Source organism: Streptomyces cirratus, assembly GCF_014650775.1.
Lineage (GTDB): Bacteria > Actinomycetota > Actinomycetes > Streptomycetales > Streptomycetaceae > Streptomyces > Streptomyces cirratus.
This window is the reverse complement of sequence record NZ_BMVP01000001.1, coordinates 870,762-886,680: the sequence shown is the minus strand read 5'-3', so window position 1 is coordinate 886,680 and position 15,919 is coordinate 870,762. Positions and strand designations below refer to the sequence as shown.

Sequence of the window (15,919 nt, the reverse complement as noted above, 5' to 3'; positions counted from 1 at the left end):
GGCACTAGCCGAGCCAGCCGGTCATCTCGGTCTGGACGGCCGAGCCGTCGAGGTCCGTGAGCTTGACGGCGACGAAGTCGCGGGCCCAGTCGGAGGTCTGGATCCGGAACGGCATCCGGTCGGCGGTCAGGGCGTCGACCACGGGCGCCGCCGCCTGCTCCGAGGTCTGGGCGTTGTCGCTGCCGAAGGACTTGAGGGCGTGGTCGACGTAGCCCCGGAGCGCCGGGGCGTACGGCCCGGCCTGGGCGAGCATGGCCGGTACGTCGAGCCGTACGTTGTTCACGAACTCGCTGGTGACGGCGCCCGGTTCGACCACGGCCACCTGGACTCCGGTGCTCGCGGCGACCGGGGCGAGGGACTCCATGAAGCCCTCGACGGCGAACTTGGCCGCGCAGTACGACTCGTTGAAGGGCTGCCCGACCACGCCGCCGATGCTCGTGACCGTGATGACCCGGCCGCCCGACGCGCGCAGGTGGGGGAGCGCGACGCGGGTGAGCTCGACGACGCCGAAGAAGTTGACCTCCATGACCGACCGGACCTGCTCCATGCCGTGCTGCTCGATGGTGCCGACGAAGCCGGCGCCCGCGTTGTTCACGATCGCGTCGAGGTGCCCGTGCTCGGCGACGACCTCTGACACGCAGGTGGCCACCGAAGCGGCGTCGGTCACGTCCAGCCGCTTGACCTGGACCCGGTCGGCGACGCCGGCCTCACGGGCGGCCTCCAGCAGGGCGTCCGCCCGGCCCGTGTCGCGCATCGTCGCCACGGCGTGCCAGCCGGCCCGGGCGGCGCCGACCGCGGCGGCCAGGCCGATGCCGGAGGAGGTGCCGGTGATGAGGACGGTCTTGGCCATGAGGAACTCCTGATTGAGCGCGGGATCGTAAGTGCGTGTGCACACACACATTAGCTTTGTGTGCGTGTGCACGCAACCTTCCTCCCGGTAGGCTTGCCCCATGGCGCAGAACAACCTCACCCCGGGTGACTTCACCCCCCGCGACCACGCCTTCTACGGCCTCGTATGGGCGGGCTCCACGCTCAGCGCCCGCGTGGACCAGGCGCTCGCGCGCCGCCACGACCTGCCGCTGTCGTGGTTCGAGGTGATGCTGTGGCTGCGCGCGCAGAAGGAACCGGTCGCCGCCTCCGAGCTGGGCGCCGTGACCCTGCTCAGCCGCAGCCAGGTCTCCCGGGTGGTGGACTCCCTCCAAACCCGCGGCCTGGTCGAGCGGATACCGTCCCCGACCGACGCCCGTTCGGTCCGGATCGCGCTCACCGAAGCGGGCCACCGTGCCTTCGAGGAGGCCGACGCAACCCGCCGCGAGGTCCTCGCCGAGGTCTTCGACGACCTGCTGGACGATGCGGACATCGCCGCCCTGGCAGGGATCTGGGCCAAGCTCAAGTCCCGTCCGGCAGCCCGCGACCGGCTCAAGGGCTGACGAAGCAGAATTCGTTGCCCTCCGGGTCGAGCATGGCCTGGAAGCAGCCCTGGTCGTCGGTCACCACTGCGCCCAGGCGGCGTGCGCCCAGCCCCACCGCCTCCCGGGCGGCGGCCTCGACGTCGTCGACCGCCACGTCGAGGTGCAGGCGGTTCTTGACGGCCTTGGTCTCGGGAACAGGCTGGAAGGCGAGCCGCACGGAGCCGGACAGCTCGACGTGCGACCAGCCGCGGCCACGGTCGACCGGTTCCCCGCCGAGGAGGCGGGCCCAGAAGCGGACCAGTTCCCTCGGCTCGTGACAGTCCACGACGACCTGCCGCAAGTGTCCGCGCATGGTGCCCGAGTGTATGGACCGGCTGGCGGACCCGCCCACGGATCCACCTACGACGGCCGGGCGGACGGTCCGGCCGGGGGCGGCGTCGGGTCCAGGTACACGCGGCGGATCGACGGCCAGCGCTCGCGCAGCTGCGACTCCGCGTCCTCGCACGCCGCCTCCACCTGCCGGGCCGAAGCCAGGTCATGGAAGTCGATCTTCGCCGCGATGAGCACCTCGTGCGGCCCCTGCACCAGCGTGGTCAGCTCCAGCACGGCCTCGATGTGCGGCACCGAGAGCAGTTCCTCGCGCACCTCCGCGCGGGTCGTCGCCGGCAGGGGCCGCCCGATGAGGTACTGCGCGTTCGAGCGGCCCAGCTCCCACGCCACCCACACGAGCAGCAGCCCGATCAGCAACGACGCCACGCCGTCGTACGTCCCCGAACCCGTCAGCTGCGCCCCCAGCAGCCCGCCGGCCGCCAGGACCAGACCGATGAGCGCGGCCGCGTTCTCCAGCAGGACGGCCTTCACCGCCGTGTCCGGGGTGTGCTTGACGTACCGCCGAAGAGGCGCCCGCATCCGCGCCGCCTCGCCGCGCACCTGCCGCCAGGCCACGAGCAGCGAGTACCCCTCCAGCAGGAAGGCGACCGCGAGGATGACGTACGACACCGTCGGATCGCCCGGGTCCTCGCCGTGCAGCAGCGTGTGGATGCCGTCGTACACCGCGAAGACCGCGCCGCCGACGAAGGTCGCGATCGAGGCGAGCAGCGCCCAGATGTAACGCTCCGGCCCGTACCCCAGCGGGTGCGCCTCGTCGGCCGGCCGTGCGCTGCGTTTCAGCGCCGTCAGCAGAAGTACCTCGGTGACGGTGTCGGCCACCGAGTGCGCGGCCTCCGACAGCATCGCGCTGGATCCGCTGATGATCCCGCCGACCACCTTGGCGGCGGCGATCCCCAGGTTGGTGACGACCGCGACGACGACCGTCCCGACGCTCTCGGACTCCGCCGCTTCGGTCGCTGCTCGCGGTGCGCCCGACGCTCCGGGTGGTGGTGAGGCCATGCGGCGACGGTAGACGCGACTACCGCCGCGGGACGCGTACGACACCCTCCTGGATGACCGTCACGGCCAGCCGGCCGTCCTGGGTCCAGATCCGGGCCTGGCCCAGGCCCCGCCCCGCCGCCGCCGAGGGCGACTCCTGGTCGTACAGCAGCCACTCGTCGGCGCGGAAGGGCCGGTGGAACCACATCGCGTGGTCCAGGGAGGCGCCCACGACGTCGCCGACGGCCCAGCCGCCCCGGCCGTGCGCGAGCAGCACCGCGTCGAGGAGCGTCATGTCGGAGACGTACGTGGCCAGGCAGGTGTGCAGCAGCGGGTCGTCGGAGTCGAGCTTGTCGGCCGTACGGAACCACACCTGCGAGCGCGGCTCCCGCGGCTGCCCGACCGAGCCCCACGGGGGAGTCGTCGCGTACCGCAGGTCCACCGCGCCGCGGGCGTCGATCAGCCGCTCCACCGTGCCCGGGTCGCGGAAGACCTCCCGGTAGAGGGGGAGCGACTCGGCGGCCGTCGGCAGGGTCTCCGGGTCGGGCGCGTCCGGCATCACGGCCTGGTGGTCGAGCCCGTCCTCGTACGTCTGGAAGGACGCGGAGAGGTGGAAGATCGGCTGCCCGTGCTGGACGGCGACGACCCGGCGGGTGGTGAAGGAGCGCCCGTCGCGGATCCGGTCGACCGAGTACACGATGGGCGCGCCGGGGTCACCGGCGCGCAGGAAGTAGGAGTGCAGCGAGTGCGCGGTGCGGTCCGCGGGCACGGTACGGCCGGCCGCGACCAGCGCCTGGGCCGCGACCTGACCGCCGAAGACCCGCGGTACCAGCGACGTACGGCTGGTACCGCGGAAGATGTCCTCCTCGATCTGCTCCAGGTCGAGCAGATCGAGGAGTGTCGTCAGTGCCTCGTTCATGGACTGGGACTGAGTCCCTACAGGCCCATGGACTTGGCGATGATGGACTTCATGACCTCGCTGGTGCCGCCGTAGATGCGGTTCACGCGGTTGTCGGCGTACAGACGGGCGATCGGGTACTCGTTCATGTAGCCGTACCCGCCGTGCAGCTGGAGGCACTTGTCGATGACGCGGTGCGCGACCTCGGTGCAGAACAGCTTCGCGGAGGCGGCCTCGGCGGCCGTCAGCTCGCCGGCGTCCAGGGCCTCCAGCGCGCGGTCGGCGACGGCCTCGGCCGCGTCGACCTCGGCCTGGCAGGCGGCCAGTTCGAACTTGGTGTTCTGGAAGTGCGCGACCGGCTTGCCGAAGACGGTGCGCTCCGTCACGTACTGCTGGGCGAAGCGTATGGCGGCCTTGGCCTGCGCGTAGGCGCCGAAGGCGATGCCCCAACGCTCGGAGGGCAGGTTGGCGCCGAGGTAGTAGAAGCCCTTGTTCTCCTCGCCGAGCAGGTCCTCGACCGGCACCTTGACGTCGACGAACGCGAGCTCGGCGGTGTCGGAGGTGCGCAGGCCCAGCTTGTCCAGCTTGCGGCCGACGGAGTAGCCCTCGGACTTGGTGTCCACGGCGAAGAGGGAGATGCCGAAGCGGCGGTCGTCCTCGCGCGGGGCGGAGGTGCGGGCGCAGACGATCACGCGGTCGGCGTGCACGCCACCGGTGATGAAGGTCTTGGCGCCGTTCAGGACGTAGTGGGTGCCGTCCTCGGAGAGCTTGGCGGTGGTCTTCATGCCCGCGACGTCGGAGCCGGTGCCGGGCTCGGTCATCGCGAGGGCCCACATCTCCTCGCCGGTGACGAACTTCGGCAGGTAGCGCTTCTTCTGCTCGTCGCCGGCCAGCATCTTGATGTAGGGCAGGGCGAGCAGCACGTGCACGCCGGAGCCGCCGAAGTTGACGCCCGCGCGCGAGGTCTCCTCGTACAGGACGGCCTCGAACTTGTGGGTGTCCAGGCCCGCGCCGCCGAACTCCTCGGGCACGTTGATGCCGAAGACGCCGAGATCACCGAGCTTGTAGTAGAACTCGCGGGGCGCCTGGCCGGCGGCGAACCACTCGTCGTAGACGGGGACGACCTCGGCCTCGATGAAGGCGCGGATGGTCTCGCGGAACGCCTCGTGGTCCTCGTTGAAAACGGTACGGCGCACGGCCGGCCTCCCTCTGCGGCTAACCCGCCGCCGCTCTCGCGGAGGTGGTTGCGCGCCGTCGTGGTTGCTCGATTGATGGCTTACGTCTAAGCGCTTGCTCAGATTAAGTTACCGGCGAGTTGTCCCCGCTGTCCAGGGTACGTAGCGCGAACCACAGTTCCATGCGCGTGTCCGGGTCATCGAGGTCACGGCCGAGGAGGGCGGCGCAGCGGGCGATGCGCTGGCGGACCGTGTTGCGGTGGACGCCGAGGGCGGCGGCGCTGCGGTCCCAGCTGCCGTGGTGGGCCAGCCAGCCGCGCAGGGTGGCCGCCTGGGCCGGGGTGAGCGGCGCGAGCAGGGCCTCGGCGTGAGCGCGGGCCTCCGCCGGGTCCAGGAGGCCGGGCAGGCCGGCGTCGGAGTGCCGGACCAGCGGGGTCCGGGCCGCCTCGGCGCGTTCCAGGGCGCGGCGGGCCTGGGTGTCGGCCGCCGGCAGTGCCGCGGGCCCGGCGGGCGCGCTGACCCCGAGGCGCCACCCCGGCTGCGGGGCGGGGTCCCGGTCGGTGAGGAGGCGCAGCGCCGGGCCGTGCGCGTCCAGGAGCACGGTGCCCAGCGCGCCCGCGAGGGCCTGCGGGTCCCCCGCGCCGCGGGCGTGGACCACCTGCCAGGGCCCGGCGGCCAGGGCTTGGGCCGGGTCCCCGTCCAGCAGCAGCCGGGTCAGCGCGGCGGCCTCGGCGGCGGCCGGGCGGTGCGTGGTGAGCAGGCCCAGCAGGACGGCCGCGATGGCGGTGATGGCGTGGTCCCCGGGGGTGCGCTCCGGGACGGCGACGCCGAGGACGGGGGCGGGAGCGGGCCCCGGGCGGGGGGCGGGGCCCGGATCGGCCCTCGGGGCGGGGTTCGGGTCCGGGGTGCCGCTCGGAGCGGGGGCGCCGGGGCCGCCGGGGGCGCCGGGGCCGGGGGTGCCGGCCGGGCGGAGGGTGCCGCTGGGCGCGGGGCCGCCGGGGCCGGGGGTGCTCGGGCCCGGGGTGCCGCTCGGGGTCCGGGTGCCGCCCAGGGCGTACGCGGACAGCTGCCACCCCGCCGCGGAGTCCGTCGCCGTCGCCGGGCCACCCGGGGCGGCGACCCGCGCGAGCAGCGCCTCCAGCGCGGCCGCCGCCCCGGGCGGCACCTCGCGGCCCGCTTCCCCGGCCCCGGCGCCGCCGCCCGGGCCGCCGCGCAGCAGGACGACCCGGCCGCCCAGGCTCGCCGCGAGCCGGCGCAGCACCGCCGGGACCGGCTCCGGCCGGGCGGCGGCCGCGGCGAGGGCCTGCTGCGCCTCGGTGACCCGGCGCAACTCACGCGTGCGGGCTTCCGCCATCAGTCGCCACACGGTACGGGCGACCGCGGTGAACGGGGTCCCCGGCGGGACCTCCAGCAGCGGCAGCCCGTGCCGCGCACACGCCGCCACCAGAGCCGGCGGCACCTCCTCGTACACCGGCGCCACCCCGAAGCCGAGCGCCGCCGCGCCCGCCGCGACGAGCCGGGCCACGTACCCGTCGGCGTCCGGCCCCAGCTGCGCTCCGGCGGTGAGCAGCAGTTCCCCGCCCAGCAGGTACGGCGACGGGTCGGCCATCTCCGAGGCGTGCACGGCGTGGACGTCGGCGTGCCCGGCGGCCGCCCCGGCCACGTGCAGCCCGCGCAGTCCCAGCTCCCGGTCGGCGAGCAGGGCGGAGAGCGCGACACCCGGAGTCGGCGGCTGTTCCGGCATGGCTACTCCGTACATAGGGGGAACGCCTGATGGATGAAACGTACACTTCGCGACCCCGGGGTGTCCCCTTACGCTCGAAGGACCGCACACCCCCTCCGGAAGGCACCCCCATGAGCACGCAGCCGCGCGGACCCGTCGACTCCTCCCGCATCCCGCGCTACGCGGGCCCGGCGACCTTCGCCCGGCTGCCGCGCCTGGACGAGGTCGGCTCGGCCGACGTGGCCGTCGTCGGCGTCCCGTTCGACTCCGGTGTCTCCTACCGCCCGGGTGCCCGCTTCGGCGGCAACGCCATCCGCGAGGCCTCGCGCCTGCTGCGCCCGTACAACCCGGCCCAGGACGCCTCCCCGTTCGCGCTCGCCCAGGTCGCGGACGCCGGTGACATCGCCGTGAACCCCTTCAACATCAACGAGGCCGTCGAGACGGTCGAGGCCGCCGCCGACGAGCTGCTCGGCGCCGGGTCCCGCCTGATGACCCTGGGCGGAGACCACACCATCGCGCTGCCGCTGCTCCGCTCGGTCGCCAAGAAGCACGGCCCGGTCGCACTGCTGCACTTCGACGCCCACCTCGACACCTGGGACACCTACTTCGGCGCCGAGTACACGCACGGCACCCCGTTCCGCCGCGCCGTGGAGGAGGGCATCCTCGACACCGAGGCGCTCAGCCACGTCGGTACGCGCGGCCCGCTCTACGGCAAGCAGGACCTGGACGACGACGCCAAGATGGGCTTCGGCATCGTCACCTCGGCGGACGTCTACCGGCGCGGCGCCGACGAGGTCGCGGACCAGCTGCGCCAGCGCATCGGCGACCGCCCGCTGTACATCTCCATCGACATCGACGTCCTGGACCCGGCGCACGCGCCCGGCACCGGCACGCCGGAGGCGGGCGGCATGACCTCCCGCGAGCTGCTGGAGATCATCCGGGGCCTGTCGTCCTGCAACCTGGTCTCCGCCGACGTGGTCGAGGTCGCCCCGGCGTACGATCACGCCGAGATCACCTCGGTCGCGGCCTCGCACACCGCGTACGAGCTGACCACGATCATGTCGCGACAGATCGCGCAGGCGAAGGGCAAGTAACCGACGTGACGCACGACCACGACCTGGTACTCCGTCCCACCGAAGCCCAGACGGCGGCCGCGCTCGCGCCGCCGCCCGGGCGGACGGGCGGGGACCTGGTCGTGGAAACGCTGCGCTCCCTCGGCGCTACCACCGTGTTCGGCCTGCCCGGGCAGCACGCCCTGGCCGTCTTCGACGCGGTGGGCCGCTCCGACCTGCGGCTGGTGGCGCTGCGTACGGAGAACAACGCCGGGTTCGCGGCCGACGCGTACGGCCGGCTCACCGGCGAGGCCGTCCCGCTGCTGCTGTCCACCGGCCCGGGCGCGCTGATGGCCCTGCCGGCGCTGGCCGAAGCCGCGGCGGCCTCGGCACCGGTCCTCGCGATCTCCTCCCAGGTCCCGTCCCCGGGTCTGGGCGGAGGCCGTCGGGGCCACCTGCACGAGCTGCGCGACCAGTCCGCCTCCTTCCGGGACGTGGTCAAGTCGGTCCACACCGCGCGCACCCCGTCGCAGATCCCGTCCGTCATCGCGGAGGCCTGGGAGTCGGCGCTCACCACCCCGCACGGCCCGGTCTGGGTGGAGATCCCGGAGGACGTCCTCCGCGCGGAGACGTTGGTCCCGCAGGTCACGGGCGTGGACGCGACCCCGCACGAGCTGGTCCCGCGCCCGGAGCTGACGGCCGTCGCCGCCCACTGGCTCTCGAACGCCTCCCGCCCGGTGATCATCGCGGGCGGCGGTGTGATCCGTGCGGACGCCGCAGGCAAGCTCAAGCAGCTCGCGGAACGCCTGGACGCGCCCGTGGTCACCACCTTCGGCGGCAAGGGCGCCTTCCCCTGGACCCACCCGCTGTCCCTCCAGTCCTGGCTGGAGGACCGCCACATGACGGACTTCCTGGAGGACGCGGACGTACTGCTGATCGTCGGCTCCGGCCTCGGCGAGCTGTCCTCGAACTACCACACGTTCTTCCCCGAGGGCCGGGTCATCCAGATCGAGGCGGACCTCGGGAAGCTGGAGTCCAACCACGCGGGCCTCGGCATCCACGCGGACGCCCGGCTGGCGCTCCAGGCCCTGCTGGAGACGGTGTCCGAACGCGAGGACCCCTCGGCGCCCGCCCGCGTCCGGATGGTCCTGGACGAGATCGGCGCCCGCCTCGCCGAGCAGGACGTGGCGCTGGAGCAGGAGTTGCTGGCCTCCATCAGGTCGGCCCTGCCGCCGCGTTCGCCGTCGTTCTGGGACATGACGATCCTGTCCTACTGGGCCTGGTCCGCCTTCGACGCGAAGCACCCCAACACCATGCACTCGGCGCAGGGCGCGGGCGGCCTGGGCTACGCCTTCCCGGCGGCCCTCGGCGCGTGCGTCGCCGAACCGGGCACCCCGGTGCTGGCCGTCTCGGGCGACGGCGGCGCGATGTACTCGATCGCGGAACTGGCCACCGCGAAGCAGCACGGGCTGGACGTGACCTGGTTGATCGTGGACGACGGCGGCTACGGGATCCTGCGCGAGTACGGCTGCGCGACGGGTACGGACCTGACCGGCCCGGACTTCGTGGCCCTGGCCGCCTCGTTCGGTGTCCCGGCCGCGACCACCTCGGCGGCCACCCTCCGCGAAGACCTGACCACGGCCCTCACCTCCCCGGGCCCCTCGGTCCTGGTCCTCCCGACGACGTTGAAGATGTTCGCCCCGACCCACCTGTGAACCCCCGGTCTCTCTGCTGCGGGGGCTCACCATGAGGCTGACCCCTCCTGCGAGGAGGGTCCGACCTCCGCCCAGACTGCCTTCCCGATGCCATGCGGCCTGGGCAGGCACCCCCAGCGCTCGGCCAGCGCCGCGACGATCGCGAGCCCGCGGCCCCGCTCGTCGCACTCCGTGGTGACCTGCGGCGCGAGGTCGACGACGGCTCCGGCGTCGGACACCTCGACGCGCACCCCGCCCTTCCGCCGGGCGAGCCGGACTCCGATGCCTCTCCCCTGCGGCGCGCCGGAGTGCCTCAGGGCGTTCGTCACCAGCTCGGAGACCACCAATTCGGCGGCGTCGGCGGTGTCCGGGTCCACGCGCCACACCCTCAGCCGCTCGCGCAGCAGGGCCCGGGCCCTGCCCGGGGCCCGGTGGCCGCGCGGCACGATCCAGAAGTACTCGTCGGCATGAGCAATCGCCATGGCACCACCTCTCTAGAGATGACCAGTGAAGCGCTCCGGCGAGTCTGCCGTCAAGCGGATCTCTAGAGATGTGTTCAGGCGGCCTGTCGGACCAACGTGCTGTCTCCGCCGTGCGAGGGCATGCCTAGGATGACTAGAGATGATCAGGGAGGACCGCATGCCGAGAGACGGCGCTGTACGGCAGCCCAAATACCAGCACATCGCTGCCGCGCTGAAGGCGGCCATCGAGTCCGGCGAATACGGTCCGGGGGACCGGCTGCCCGGCGAGAACGACCTGATGGTCACTTACGGAGTCGCGCGGATGACCGCGCGGCAAGCGCTCGGCGTGCTCCGGTCCGAGGGCCTGATCGAAGCGCGGAAGGGCGCGGGCGTCTTCGTCCGGGAGTTCCGGCTCATCCGGCGACGCGGCATCCAGCGGCTGGGCACCGACGTGTGGGGTGGGGGTCGGTCGATCTGGGCGGCCGACACCGAGGACCGCGAACCGGAGGTCGAGCTGCTCGGCGTCACCGAAGAGGCGGCGCCCGAGGCCGTCGCCGGGGTGCTCGGGCTCACGGAAGGCACGGCGGCATGCGTGCGTCGGCGGAGGTTCCTGCTCGACGGGAAGGCCGTCATGCTCGCGACCTCGTACCTGGATGCCGACCTCGTCGCCGGCACCCCCGTCACCGAGCCCGACACCGGCCCGGGCGGGATCTACGCCCGGCTCGCCGAGCTCGGCGTCGGCCCCACCCGGTTCCGCGAGGAGGTCCGCTCACGGATGCCGAGCCCGGATGAGGCCGCGCGGCTCGGTCTCGGGGCCGGAACCCCCGTCGTACTGGTCTGCCGTACCGCCTTCGCCGCCGACGGGCGGGTCGTGGAGGTCAACGAGATGGTCCTCGACGCCTCCGCCTACGTCCTGGAGTACGAGTTCGACGCGCCGTAGCGGTATCCGGCCGGCTGCGCCGCGGCGGGCAGGCCCCCGGCCGCCGGCCGGTCGGGATGCTCCGGGCGGCGTACGCTCGGCGGTAGGACCCGACGAGACCGCGGGAGGGCCGATGACCGCGCTCGGTGACCTGATCGAGATCGACGAGCGGACCGTCCTGGTCCTCGGACAGGAACTGGATCTCGAACACGATCAGCCCGACGTCGCCAACGCCCTCGTCCACCGGGCCGGCGACACCCTGGTCATCGTCGACACCGGTGTCACGCCCGCCTTCCGCGCCGCACTGCGCGAGGCGGCGGACCGGGTCGGGCGCTGGTCGAGGGCGCTGGTGCTGACCACGCACGGTCATGTCGACCACGTCGCCAACAACGACCTGGCCGACGAGCTGGACGTGCCGGCCGAGCACTACGTCCCCGCCCGGGACCTCGACCAAATGCGGGACCCCGTGTCGTACTGGACGCGGTCCTTCGAGCGCATCGCCGCCATGGCGCCGCTGCCCGCGCCCGCGCTGGCGGCCCGGGTGGTGTCACTCTTCCGGCCCATGCGCCCCTTCGGCGCCACGACCCGGACCTACGAGGAACGTCCGCCGGAGCGGATCCGGATCGGGCCGGTGCGGTTCACCGGCTGGACCTTCGCCGACGGCGCGGTCCGCGTGCTGCGCAGCGAGGGCCACACCGCCGGGCACGTCATCGTGCACCTGAGGGACAACGGCGTCCTCCACCTCTCCGACGAGGGCAACGGAGCCTGCGGCGCGATGGCCGACGCCGACCAGCTCAAGATCCAGAGCGCGCTCGGTTCCGTCGCCCTCCTCTTCGAGCAGTCGGAAGCCGCACTCCTCACCGACGGCCATACCTTCGCCGTACGCGGCGGCGCCGAGGCGGTGTCCCACCTGGACGGCCTGCTGGAGCAGGCCACCGCCCTCCAGCGGGCGGCCCTGCGCCTGACCGGGGACAGCCCGCAGGTCCGGCCCGGCGAGTTCACCACCCGTTACGCGGACGCCTTCGCCGAACTGGGCGTCACCGGCGCCAACCCGAACGCCCTCTTCGCGGCCATGATGGCGGTCAACCAGCTCCGCGAACTAGGGCTCCGGCCGCAGTCCGACGGCGTCGACGCGCCCTGGTCCCGGCCCTCGACCGCGAACCCCGCCCCCGCCTAGACGCGGTCCCCCCAACGGCCCACGCCGCCCGGCGCCCCCGCGCGGAGCCCTGTTCGATTGTTGCAGCGGGATGAAATCCGCCGGTCGGGGCGTTGCCGCTTCCGGCAGGACAGGATCGACGGGGAGGCTCGACGTGGCGGCGGCGGAGACGGAAGCAGGCTCAGAACAGGGCTGGGGCAGGCGGCTGGCCGCGTACACCTGGCGGTACAAGGCGAACGTGCTGCTCGCGCTCGGGTCCTCGCTGGCCGGCATGGCCGTCATGGCGCTCGTCCCGCTCGTCACCCGCACCATCATCGACGACGTCATCGGTGACAAGAGCAAGCCCATGGGCCCCTGGGCCGCCATGCTCATCGGTGCCGCCCTCCTGGTGTACGTGCTCACCTACATACGCAGGTACTACGGCGGGCGCCTCGCCCTCGACGTCCAGCACGACCTGCGCACCGAGATGTACGCCACCATCACCCGCCTCGACGGCCGCCGCCAGGACGAGCTGTCCACCGGCCAGGTCGTCGGCCGGGCCACCAGCGACCTCCAGCTGATCCAGGGCCTGCTCTTCATGCTCCCGATGACCATCGGGAACTTCCTGCTCTTCGGGATATCCCTCGGCATCATGCTGGCGCTGTCCCCGCTGCTGACCCTCGTCGCCCTCCTCATGGCCCCCGCGCTCTGGTACATCGCCAAGCGCAGCCGCAAGAAGCTGTTCCCCGCCACCTGGTACGCGCAGAGCCAGGCCGCCGCCGTCGCGGGCGTCGTCGACGGGGCCGTGACCGGCGTCCGCGTCGTGAAGGGCTTCGGGCAGGAGGAGCAGGAGACCGGCAAGCTCCGCGAAGCCGGCCGCCGCCTGTTCGGGGGGCGGATGCGGGCCATCCGGCTCAACTCGAAGTACACCCCCGCCCTCCAGGCCGTGCCCGCGCTCGGACAGGTCGCGATGCTGGCCCTCGGCGGCTGGATGGCCACCCGCGGCCAGGTCACCCTCGGCACCTTCGTCGCCTTCTCGACCTACCTCGCCCAGCTCGTCGGCCCCGTCCGCATGCTCGCCATGGTGCTCACCGTCGGACAGCAGGCCCGCGCCGGCGTCGAGCGCGTCTTCGAGCTGATCGACACCGAGCCGGTGATCGCGGAGGGCACGACGGAACTGCCCGCCGACGCGCCCGCCACCGTCGAGTTCGAGGACGTCCGCTTCGGCTACGACCCCGAGCGGCCCGTCCTCGACGGGTTCTCGCTGCGGATCGAGGAGGGCGAGACCGTCGCCCTCGTCGGCTCCTCCGGCAGCGGCAAGTCCACCGTCTCGCTGCTCTTGCCCCGCTTCTACGACGCGGACCGGGGCGCCGTCCGCGTCGGCGGGCACGACGTGCGCGAGCTGACGTACGCCTCCCTGCGCGGCGCGATCGGCCTGGTGCCCGAGGACTCGTTCCTCTTCTCCGACTCGATCCGCGCCAACATCGCCTACGGACACCCCGGGGCCGACGAGGAGCAGATACGGGCCGCCGCCCGCGCCGCCCAGGCCGAGGGGTTCATCGAGGCCCTGCCCGCCGGCTACGACACCACGGTCGGCGAGCAGGGCCTGACCCTGTCCGGCGGCCAGCGCCAGCGCATCGCGCTCGCCCGCGCCCTCCTCACCGACCCCCGGCTGCTCCTGTTGGACGACGCCACCTCCGCCGTCGACGCGCGCGTCGAGCACGAGATCCACGAGGCCCTGCGCGCCGTCATGGCCGGTCGCACCACCCTCCTCATCGCGCACCGCCGCTCCACCCTCGCGCTGGCCGACCGGATCGCCGTACTCGACCACGGGCGGCTCAGCGACATCGGCACCCACGAAGAGCTCGAACGCCGTTCGCCCCTCTACCGCAGGCTGCTGACCGACCCCGAAGCCCTCGGCGCCGCCTCGCCGCGCGTCCCCGAGGCCGCCGCGATGGCCGAGTTCGAGCGCGACCTCGAACGGGACATCGAGATCGAGGCGGAGATCGACTCGGAGCCGGTCAATGCCAAGCGCCGCGTCTCCGGCGGGATCACCCCCGAGCTCTGGCGCCGCCAGGACGAAGCGGAGGACAACCCCGCGAACGTCGCCGGCAGCCCCGCCACCCCGGAGCTGCTCGCACAGGTCGCCGCGCTGCCGCCCGCCGACGACCTGCCCAACGTCGACGAGGACCGGGCCGCGGCCGCCGAGGACAGCTACGGCCTGCGCCGGCTGCTCCGCGGGTTCTGGGCACCGCTCGCCATCAGTCTCGGCCTCGTCGCCGTCGACGCGGGCTCCGGGCTGCTGCTGCCGATCCTGATCCGGCACGGCATCGACAAGGGCGTCGAACAGGCCGCGCTCGGAGCGGTCTGGGTGGCCGCGGGGCTGGCCCTGGCCGTCGTCATCGGGCAGTGGGCCGCGCAGTTCGCCGAGACCCGGATGACCGGCAGGACCGGTGAGCGCGTGCTGTACGCGCTGCGCGTCAAGATCTTCGCCCAGCTCCAGCGCCTCGGGCTCGACTACTACGAGCGCGAACTCACCGGCAAGATCATGACCCGGATGACCACCGACGTGGACGCGCTCTCCAGCTTCCTCCAGACCGGTCTGGTCACCGCCGTCGTCTCCGTCTTCACCTTCTTCGGCATCCTGATCGCCCTGCTCGTCCTGGACGTGGAACTGGCGCTGATCGTCTTCGCCACCCTGCCCCTGCTGGTCGTCGGCACCATCGTCTTCCGCCGCAAGTCCGTCGCCGCGTACGAACTCGCCCGCGACCGGGTCAGCGGCGTCAACGCCGACCTCCAGGAGTCCGTGGCCGGGCTGCGCATCGTCCAGGCCTTCCGCCGCGAGGGCGACGGCGCCGTCCGCTTCGCCGGGCGCAGCGACTCCTACCGCCAGGCCCGGGTCCGCGGCCAGTGGCTGATATCCGTCTACTTCCCCTTCGTACAGCTGCTGTCCTCGGGCGCCGCGGCCGCCGTGCTGATCGTCGGCGCGGGCCGGGTGGAAGCCATGACGCTCACCACGGGCGCGCTCGTCGCGTACCTGCTCTACATCGACCTGTTCTTCGCGCCCGTCCAGCAGCTCTCCCAGGTCTTCGACGGGTACCAGCAGGCGACCGTCTCCCTCGGCCGGATCCAGGACCTGCTGCGCGAGCCGACCACCACCCCCCGGCCCGCCGATCCGCGACCGGTGGCGGAGCTGCGCGGCGAGGTCGCCTTCGAGGACGTGCGCTTCGCCTACGGCACGGCCGAGGAGCGCGGCGAGAAGGGCGAGGCCCTGGCCGGAATAAGCCTGCGGATACCGGCCGGACAGACCGTCGCGTTCGTCGGTGAGACCGGCGCCGGAAAGTCCACGCTGGTCAAGCTGGTGGCCCGGTTCTACGACCCCACCTCCGGCCGGGTCACCGCCGACGGCGCGGACCTGCGGGAGCTGGACCTGACGGCCTACCGCCACAGGCTGGGCGTCGTCCCCCAGGAGGCCTACCTCTTCCCGGGGACGGTCCGTGACGCCATCGCCTACGGGCGGCCCGAGGCGAGCGACGCCGAAGTGGAGGCCGCCGCCCGCGCGGTCGGCGCCCACGACATGGTCGCCACCCTCGACGGCGGCTACCTGCACACCGTCGCCGAGCGGGGACGCAACCTCTCGGCGGGCCAGCGCCAGCTGATCGCGCTGGCCCGCGCCGAACTCGTGGACCCGGACGTCCTGCTGCTGGACGAGGCGACGGCCGCCCTCGACCTGGCCACCGAGGCGCAGGTCAACCTGGCCACCGACCGGCTCGCGGGCAAGCGCACCACCCTCGTCGTCGCCCACCGCCTGACGACCGCCGCCCGCGCCGACCGGGTGGTGGTCCTCGACCGCGGCGTGGTCGTGGAAGACGGTACGCACGCCGAACTGCTGGCGCGCGGCGGCCGGTACGCCGAGCTGTGGCGGACCTTCGCGGGAGAGGACGAGCGGGCCGCCGCCTGAGCCGACGCGTGCGGGCCGGCCGGAGTCGGCCCGAGGCCGCCGGCCGGATCCCGGCCGCCCGGTGCAACCTTCGGGGAGGCAGGGGCGTCGTACGGGCGTACGTGCCGCGTACGAACGAGCG

At 73.2% G+C, this 15,919-nt stretch carries 13 protein-coding genes; 6 read left to right on the top strand and 7 right to left on the bottom strand.

Annotated elements, in window-relative coordinates; translation table 11 throughout:
- Positions 1-4: 4 nt before the first annotated feature.
- Positions 5-850 carry an SDR family NAD(P)-dependent oxidoreductase gene (locus tag IE207_RS04000; RefSeq protein WP_190182552.1) on the bottom strand — a complete coding sequence of 282 codons (846 nt, stop codon included), beginning with the start codon at positions 848-850 and terminating at the stop codon, positions 5-7.
- 100 nt (positions 851-950) lie between these two features.
- Here IE207_RS04000 and IE207_RS03995 point away from each other — a divergent pair, with 100 nt between their 5' ends.
- Positions 951-1,430, top strand: a complete 480-nt coding sequence (locus tag IE207_RS03995; protein ID WP_190182551.1) for a MarR family winged helix-turn-helix transcriptional regulator — start codon at positions 951-953, stop codon at positions 1,428-1,430.
- On the opposite strand, the gene IE207_RS03990 is transcribed toward IE207_RS03995, so the two are convergent.
- The 5 genes from IE207_RS03990 to IE207_RS03970 all read right to left on the bottom strand — a co-directional run bounded on the left by IE207_RS03990 (position 1,420) and on the right by IE207_RS03970 (position 6,597).
- Positions 1,420-1,764 carry a VOC family protein gene (locus IE207_RS03990; protein ID WP_190182550.1) on the bottom strand — a complete coding sequence of 115 codons (345 nt, stop codon included), beginning with the start codon at positions 1,762-1,764 and terminating at the stop codon, positions 1,420-1,422. The two genes, IE207_RS03995 and IE207_RS03990, sit on opposite strands and share 11 nt — an antisense overlap.
- Positions 1,765-1,811: 47 nt before the next feature.
- Positions 1,812-2,801, bottom strand: a complete 990-nt coding sequence (locus IE207_RS03985; protein WP_190182549.1) for a cation diffusion facilitator family transporter — start codon at positions 2,799-2,801, stop codon at positions 1,812-1,814.
- Positions 2,802-2,820: 19 nt separating this feature from the next.
- Positions 2,821-3,699 carry an acyl-CoA thioesterase gene (locus IE207_RS03980; RefSeq protein WP_190182548.1) on the bottom strand — a complete coding sequence of 293 codons (879 nt, stop codon included), beginning with the start codon at positions 3,697-3,699 and terminating at the stop codon, positions 2,821-2,823.
- A 17-nt stretch (positions 3,700-3,716) separates the two neighbouring features.
- Complete coding sequence (locus IE207_RS03975) at positions 3,717-4,874, bottom strand: acyl-CoA dehydrogenase family protein (RefSeq protein WP_190182547.1); 1,158 nt, start codon at positions 4,872-4,874, stop codon at positions 3,717-3,719.
- Positions 4,875-4,977: 103 nt separating this feature from the next.
- Positions 4,978-6,597: a helix-turn-helix domain-containing protein gene (locus tag IE207_RS03970; RefSeq protein ID WP_190182546.1), complete on the bottom strand. Its 1,620-nt coding sequence runs from the start codon at positions 6,595-6,597 to the stop codon at positions 4,978-4,980.
- A 110-nt stretch (positions 6,598-6,707) separates the two neighbouring features.
- Here IE207_RS03970 and speB point away from each other — a divergent pair, with 110 nt between their 5' ends.
- The gene (gene speB / locus IE207_RS03965) at positions 6,708-7,670 is read left to right on the top strand and encodes an agmatinase (RefSeq protein ID WP_030013156.1); all 963 of its coding nucleotides are present in this window, start codon (positions 6,708-6,710) and stop codon (positions 7,668-7,670) included.
- Positions 7,671-7,675: 5 nt separating this feature from the next.
- A complete protein-coding gene (locus tag IE207_RS03960) occupies positions 7,676-9,343 on the top strand; it encodes a thiamine pyrophosphate-binding protein (protein ID WP_190182545.1) in 1,668 nt (555 codons plus the stop codon).
- Positions 9,344-9,369: 26 nt separating this feature from the next.
- On the opposite strand, the gene IE207_RS03955 is transcribed toward IE207_RS03960, so the two are convergent.
- Positions 9,370-9,804 (bottom strand): ATP-binding protein, encoded by a 435-nt coding sequence (locus tag IE207_RS03955; protein ID WP_190182544.1) that lies wholly within the window; start codon positions 9,802-9,804, stop codon positions 9,370-9,372.
- A 157-nt stretch (positions 9,805-9,961) separates the two neighbouring features.
- Here IE207_RS03955 and IE207_RS03950 point away from each other — a divergent pair, with 157 nt between their 5' ends.
- The 3 genes from IE207_RS03950 to IE207_RS03940 all read left to right on the top strand — a co-directional run bounded on the left by IE207_RS03950 (position 9,962) and on the right by IE207_RS03940 (position 15,798).
- A complete protein-coding gene (locus IE207_RS03950) occupies positions 9,962-10,723 on the top strand; it encodes a GntR family transcriptional regulator (protein ID WP_190182543.1) in 762 nt (253 codons plus the stop codon).
- Positions 10,724-10,835: 112 nt separating this feature from the next.
- Positions 10,836-11,879, top strand: a complete 1,044-nt coding sequence (locus IE207_RS03945; RefSeq protein ID WP_190182542.1) for an MBL fold metallo-hydrolase — start codon at positions 10,836-10,838, stop codon at positions 11,877-11,879.
- Between the two features lie 133 nt (positions 11,880-12,012).
- Complete coding sequence (locus tag IE207_RS03940) at positions 12,013-15,798, top strand: ABC transporter ATP-binding protein (protein ID WP_190182541.1); 3,786 nt, start codon at positions 12,013-12,015, stop codon at positions 15,796-15,798.
- Positions 15,799-15,919: the final 121 nt, after the last annotated feature.

Excerpts from the sequence above, each read along its gene's own strand:
- IE207_RS03970 (WP_190182546.1), bottom strand. The coding sequence starts at position 6,597 with ATGCCGGAACAGCCGCCGACTCCGGGTGTCGCGCTCTCCGCCCTGCTC.
- IE207_RS03955 (WP_190182544.1), bottom strand. The coding sequence starts at position 9,804 with ATGGCGATTGCTCATGCCGACGAGTACTTCTGGATCGTGCCGCGCGGC.
- IE207_RS03985 (WP_190182549.1), bottom strand. The coding sequence starts at position 2,801 with ATGGCCTCACCACCACCCGGAGCGTCGGGCGCACCGCGAGCAGCGACC.
- speB (WP_030013156.1), top strand. The coding sequence starts at position 6,708 with ATGAGCACGCAGCCGCGCGGACCCGTCGACTCCTCCCGCATCCCGCGC.
- IE207_RS03950 (WP_190182543.1), top strand. The coding sequence starts at position 9,962 with ATGCCGAGAGACGGCGCTGTACGGCAGCCCAAATACCAGCACATCGCT.
- IE207_RS03945 (WP_190182542.1), top strand. The coding sequence starts at position 10,836 with ATGACCGCGCTCGGTGACCTGATCGAGATCGACGAGCGGACCGTCCTG.
- IE207_RS03990 (WP_190182550.1), bottom strand. The coding sequence starts at position 1,764 with ATGCGCGGACACTTGCGGCAGGTCGTCGTGGACTGTCACGAGCCGAGG.
- IE207_RS03995 (WP_190182551.1), top strand. The coding sequence starts at position 951 with ATGGCGCAGAACAACCTCACCCCGGGTGACTTCACCCCCCGCGACCAC.
- IE207_RS04000 (WP_190182552.1), bottom strand. The coding sequence starts at position 850 with ATGGCCAAGACCGTCCTCATCACCGGCACCTCCTCCGGCATCGGCCTG.
- IE207_RS03980 (WP_190182548.1), bottom strand. The coding sequence starts at position 3,699 with ATGAACGAGGCACTGACGACACTCCTCGATCTGCTCGACCTGGAGCAG.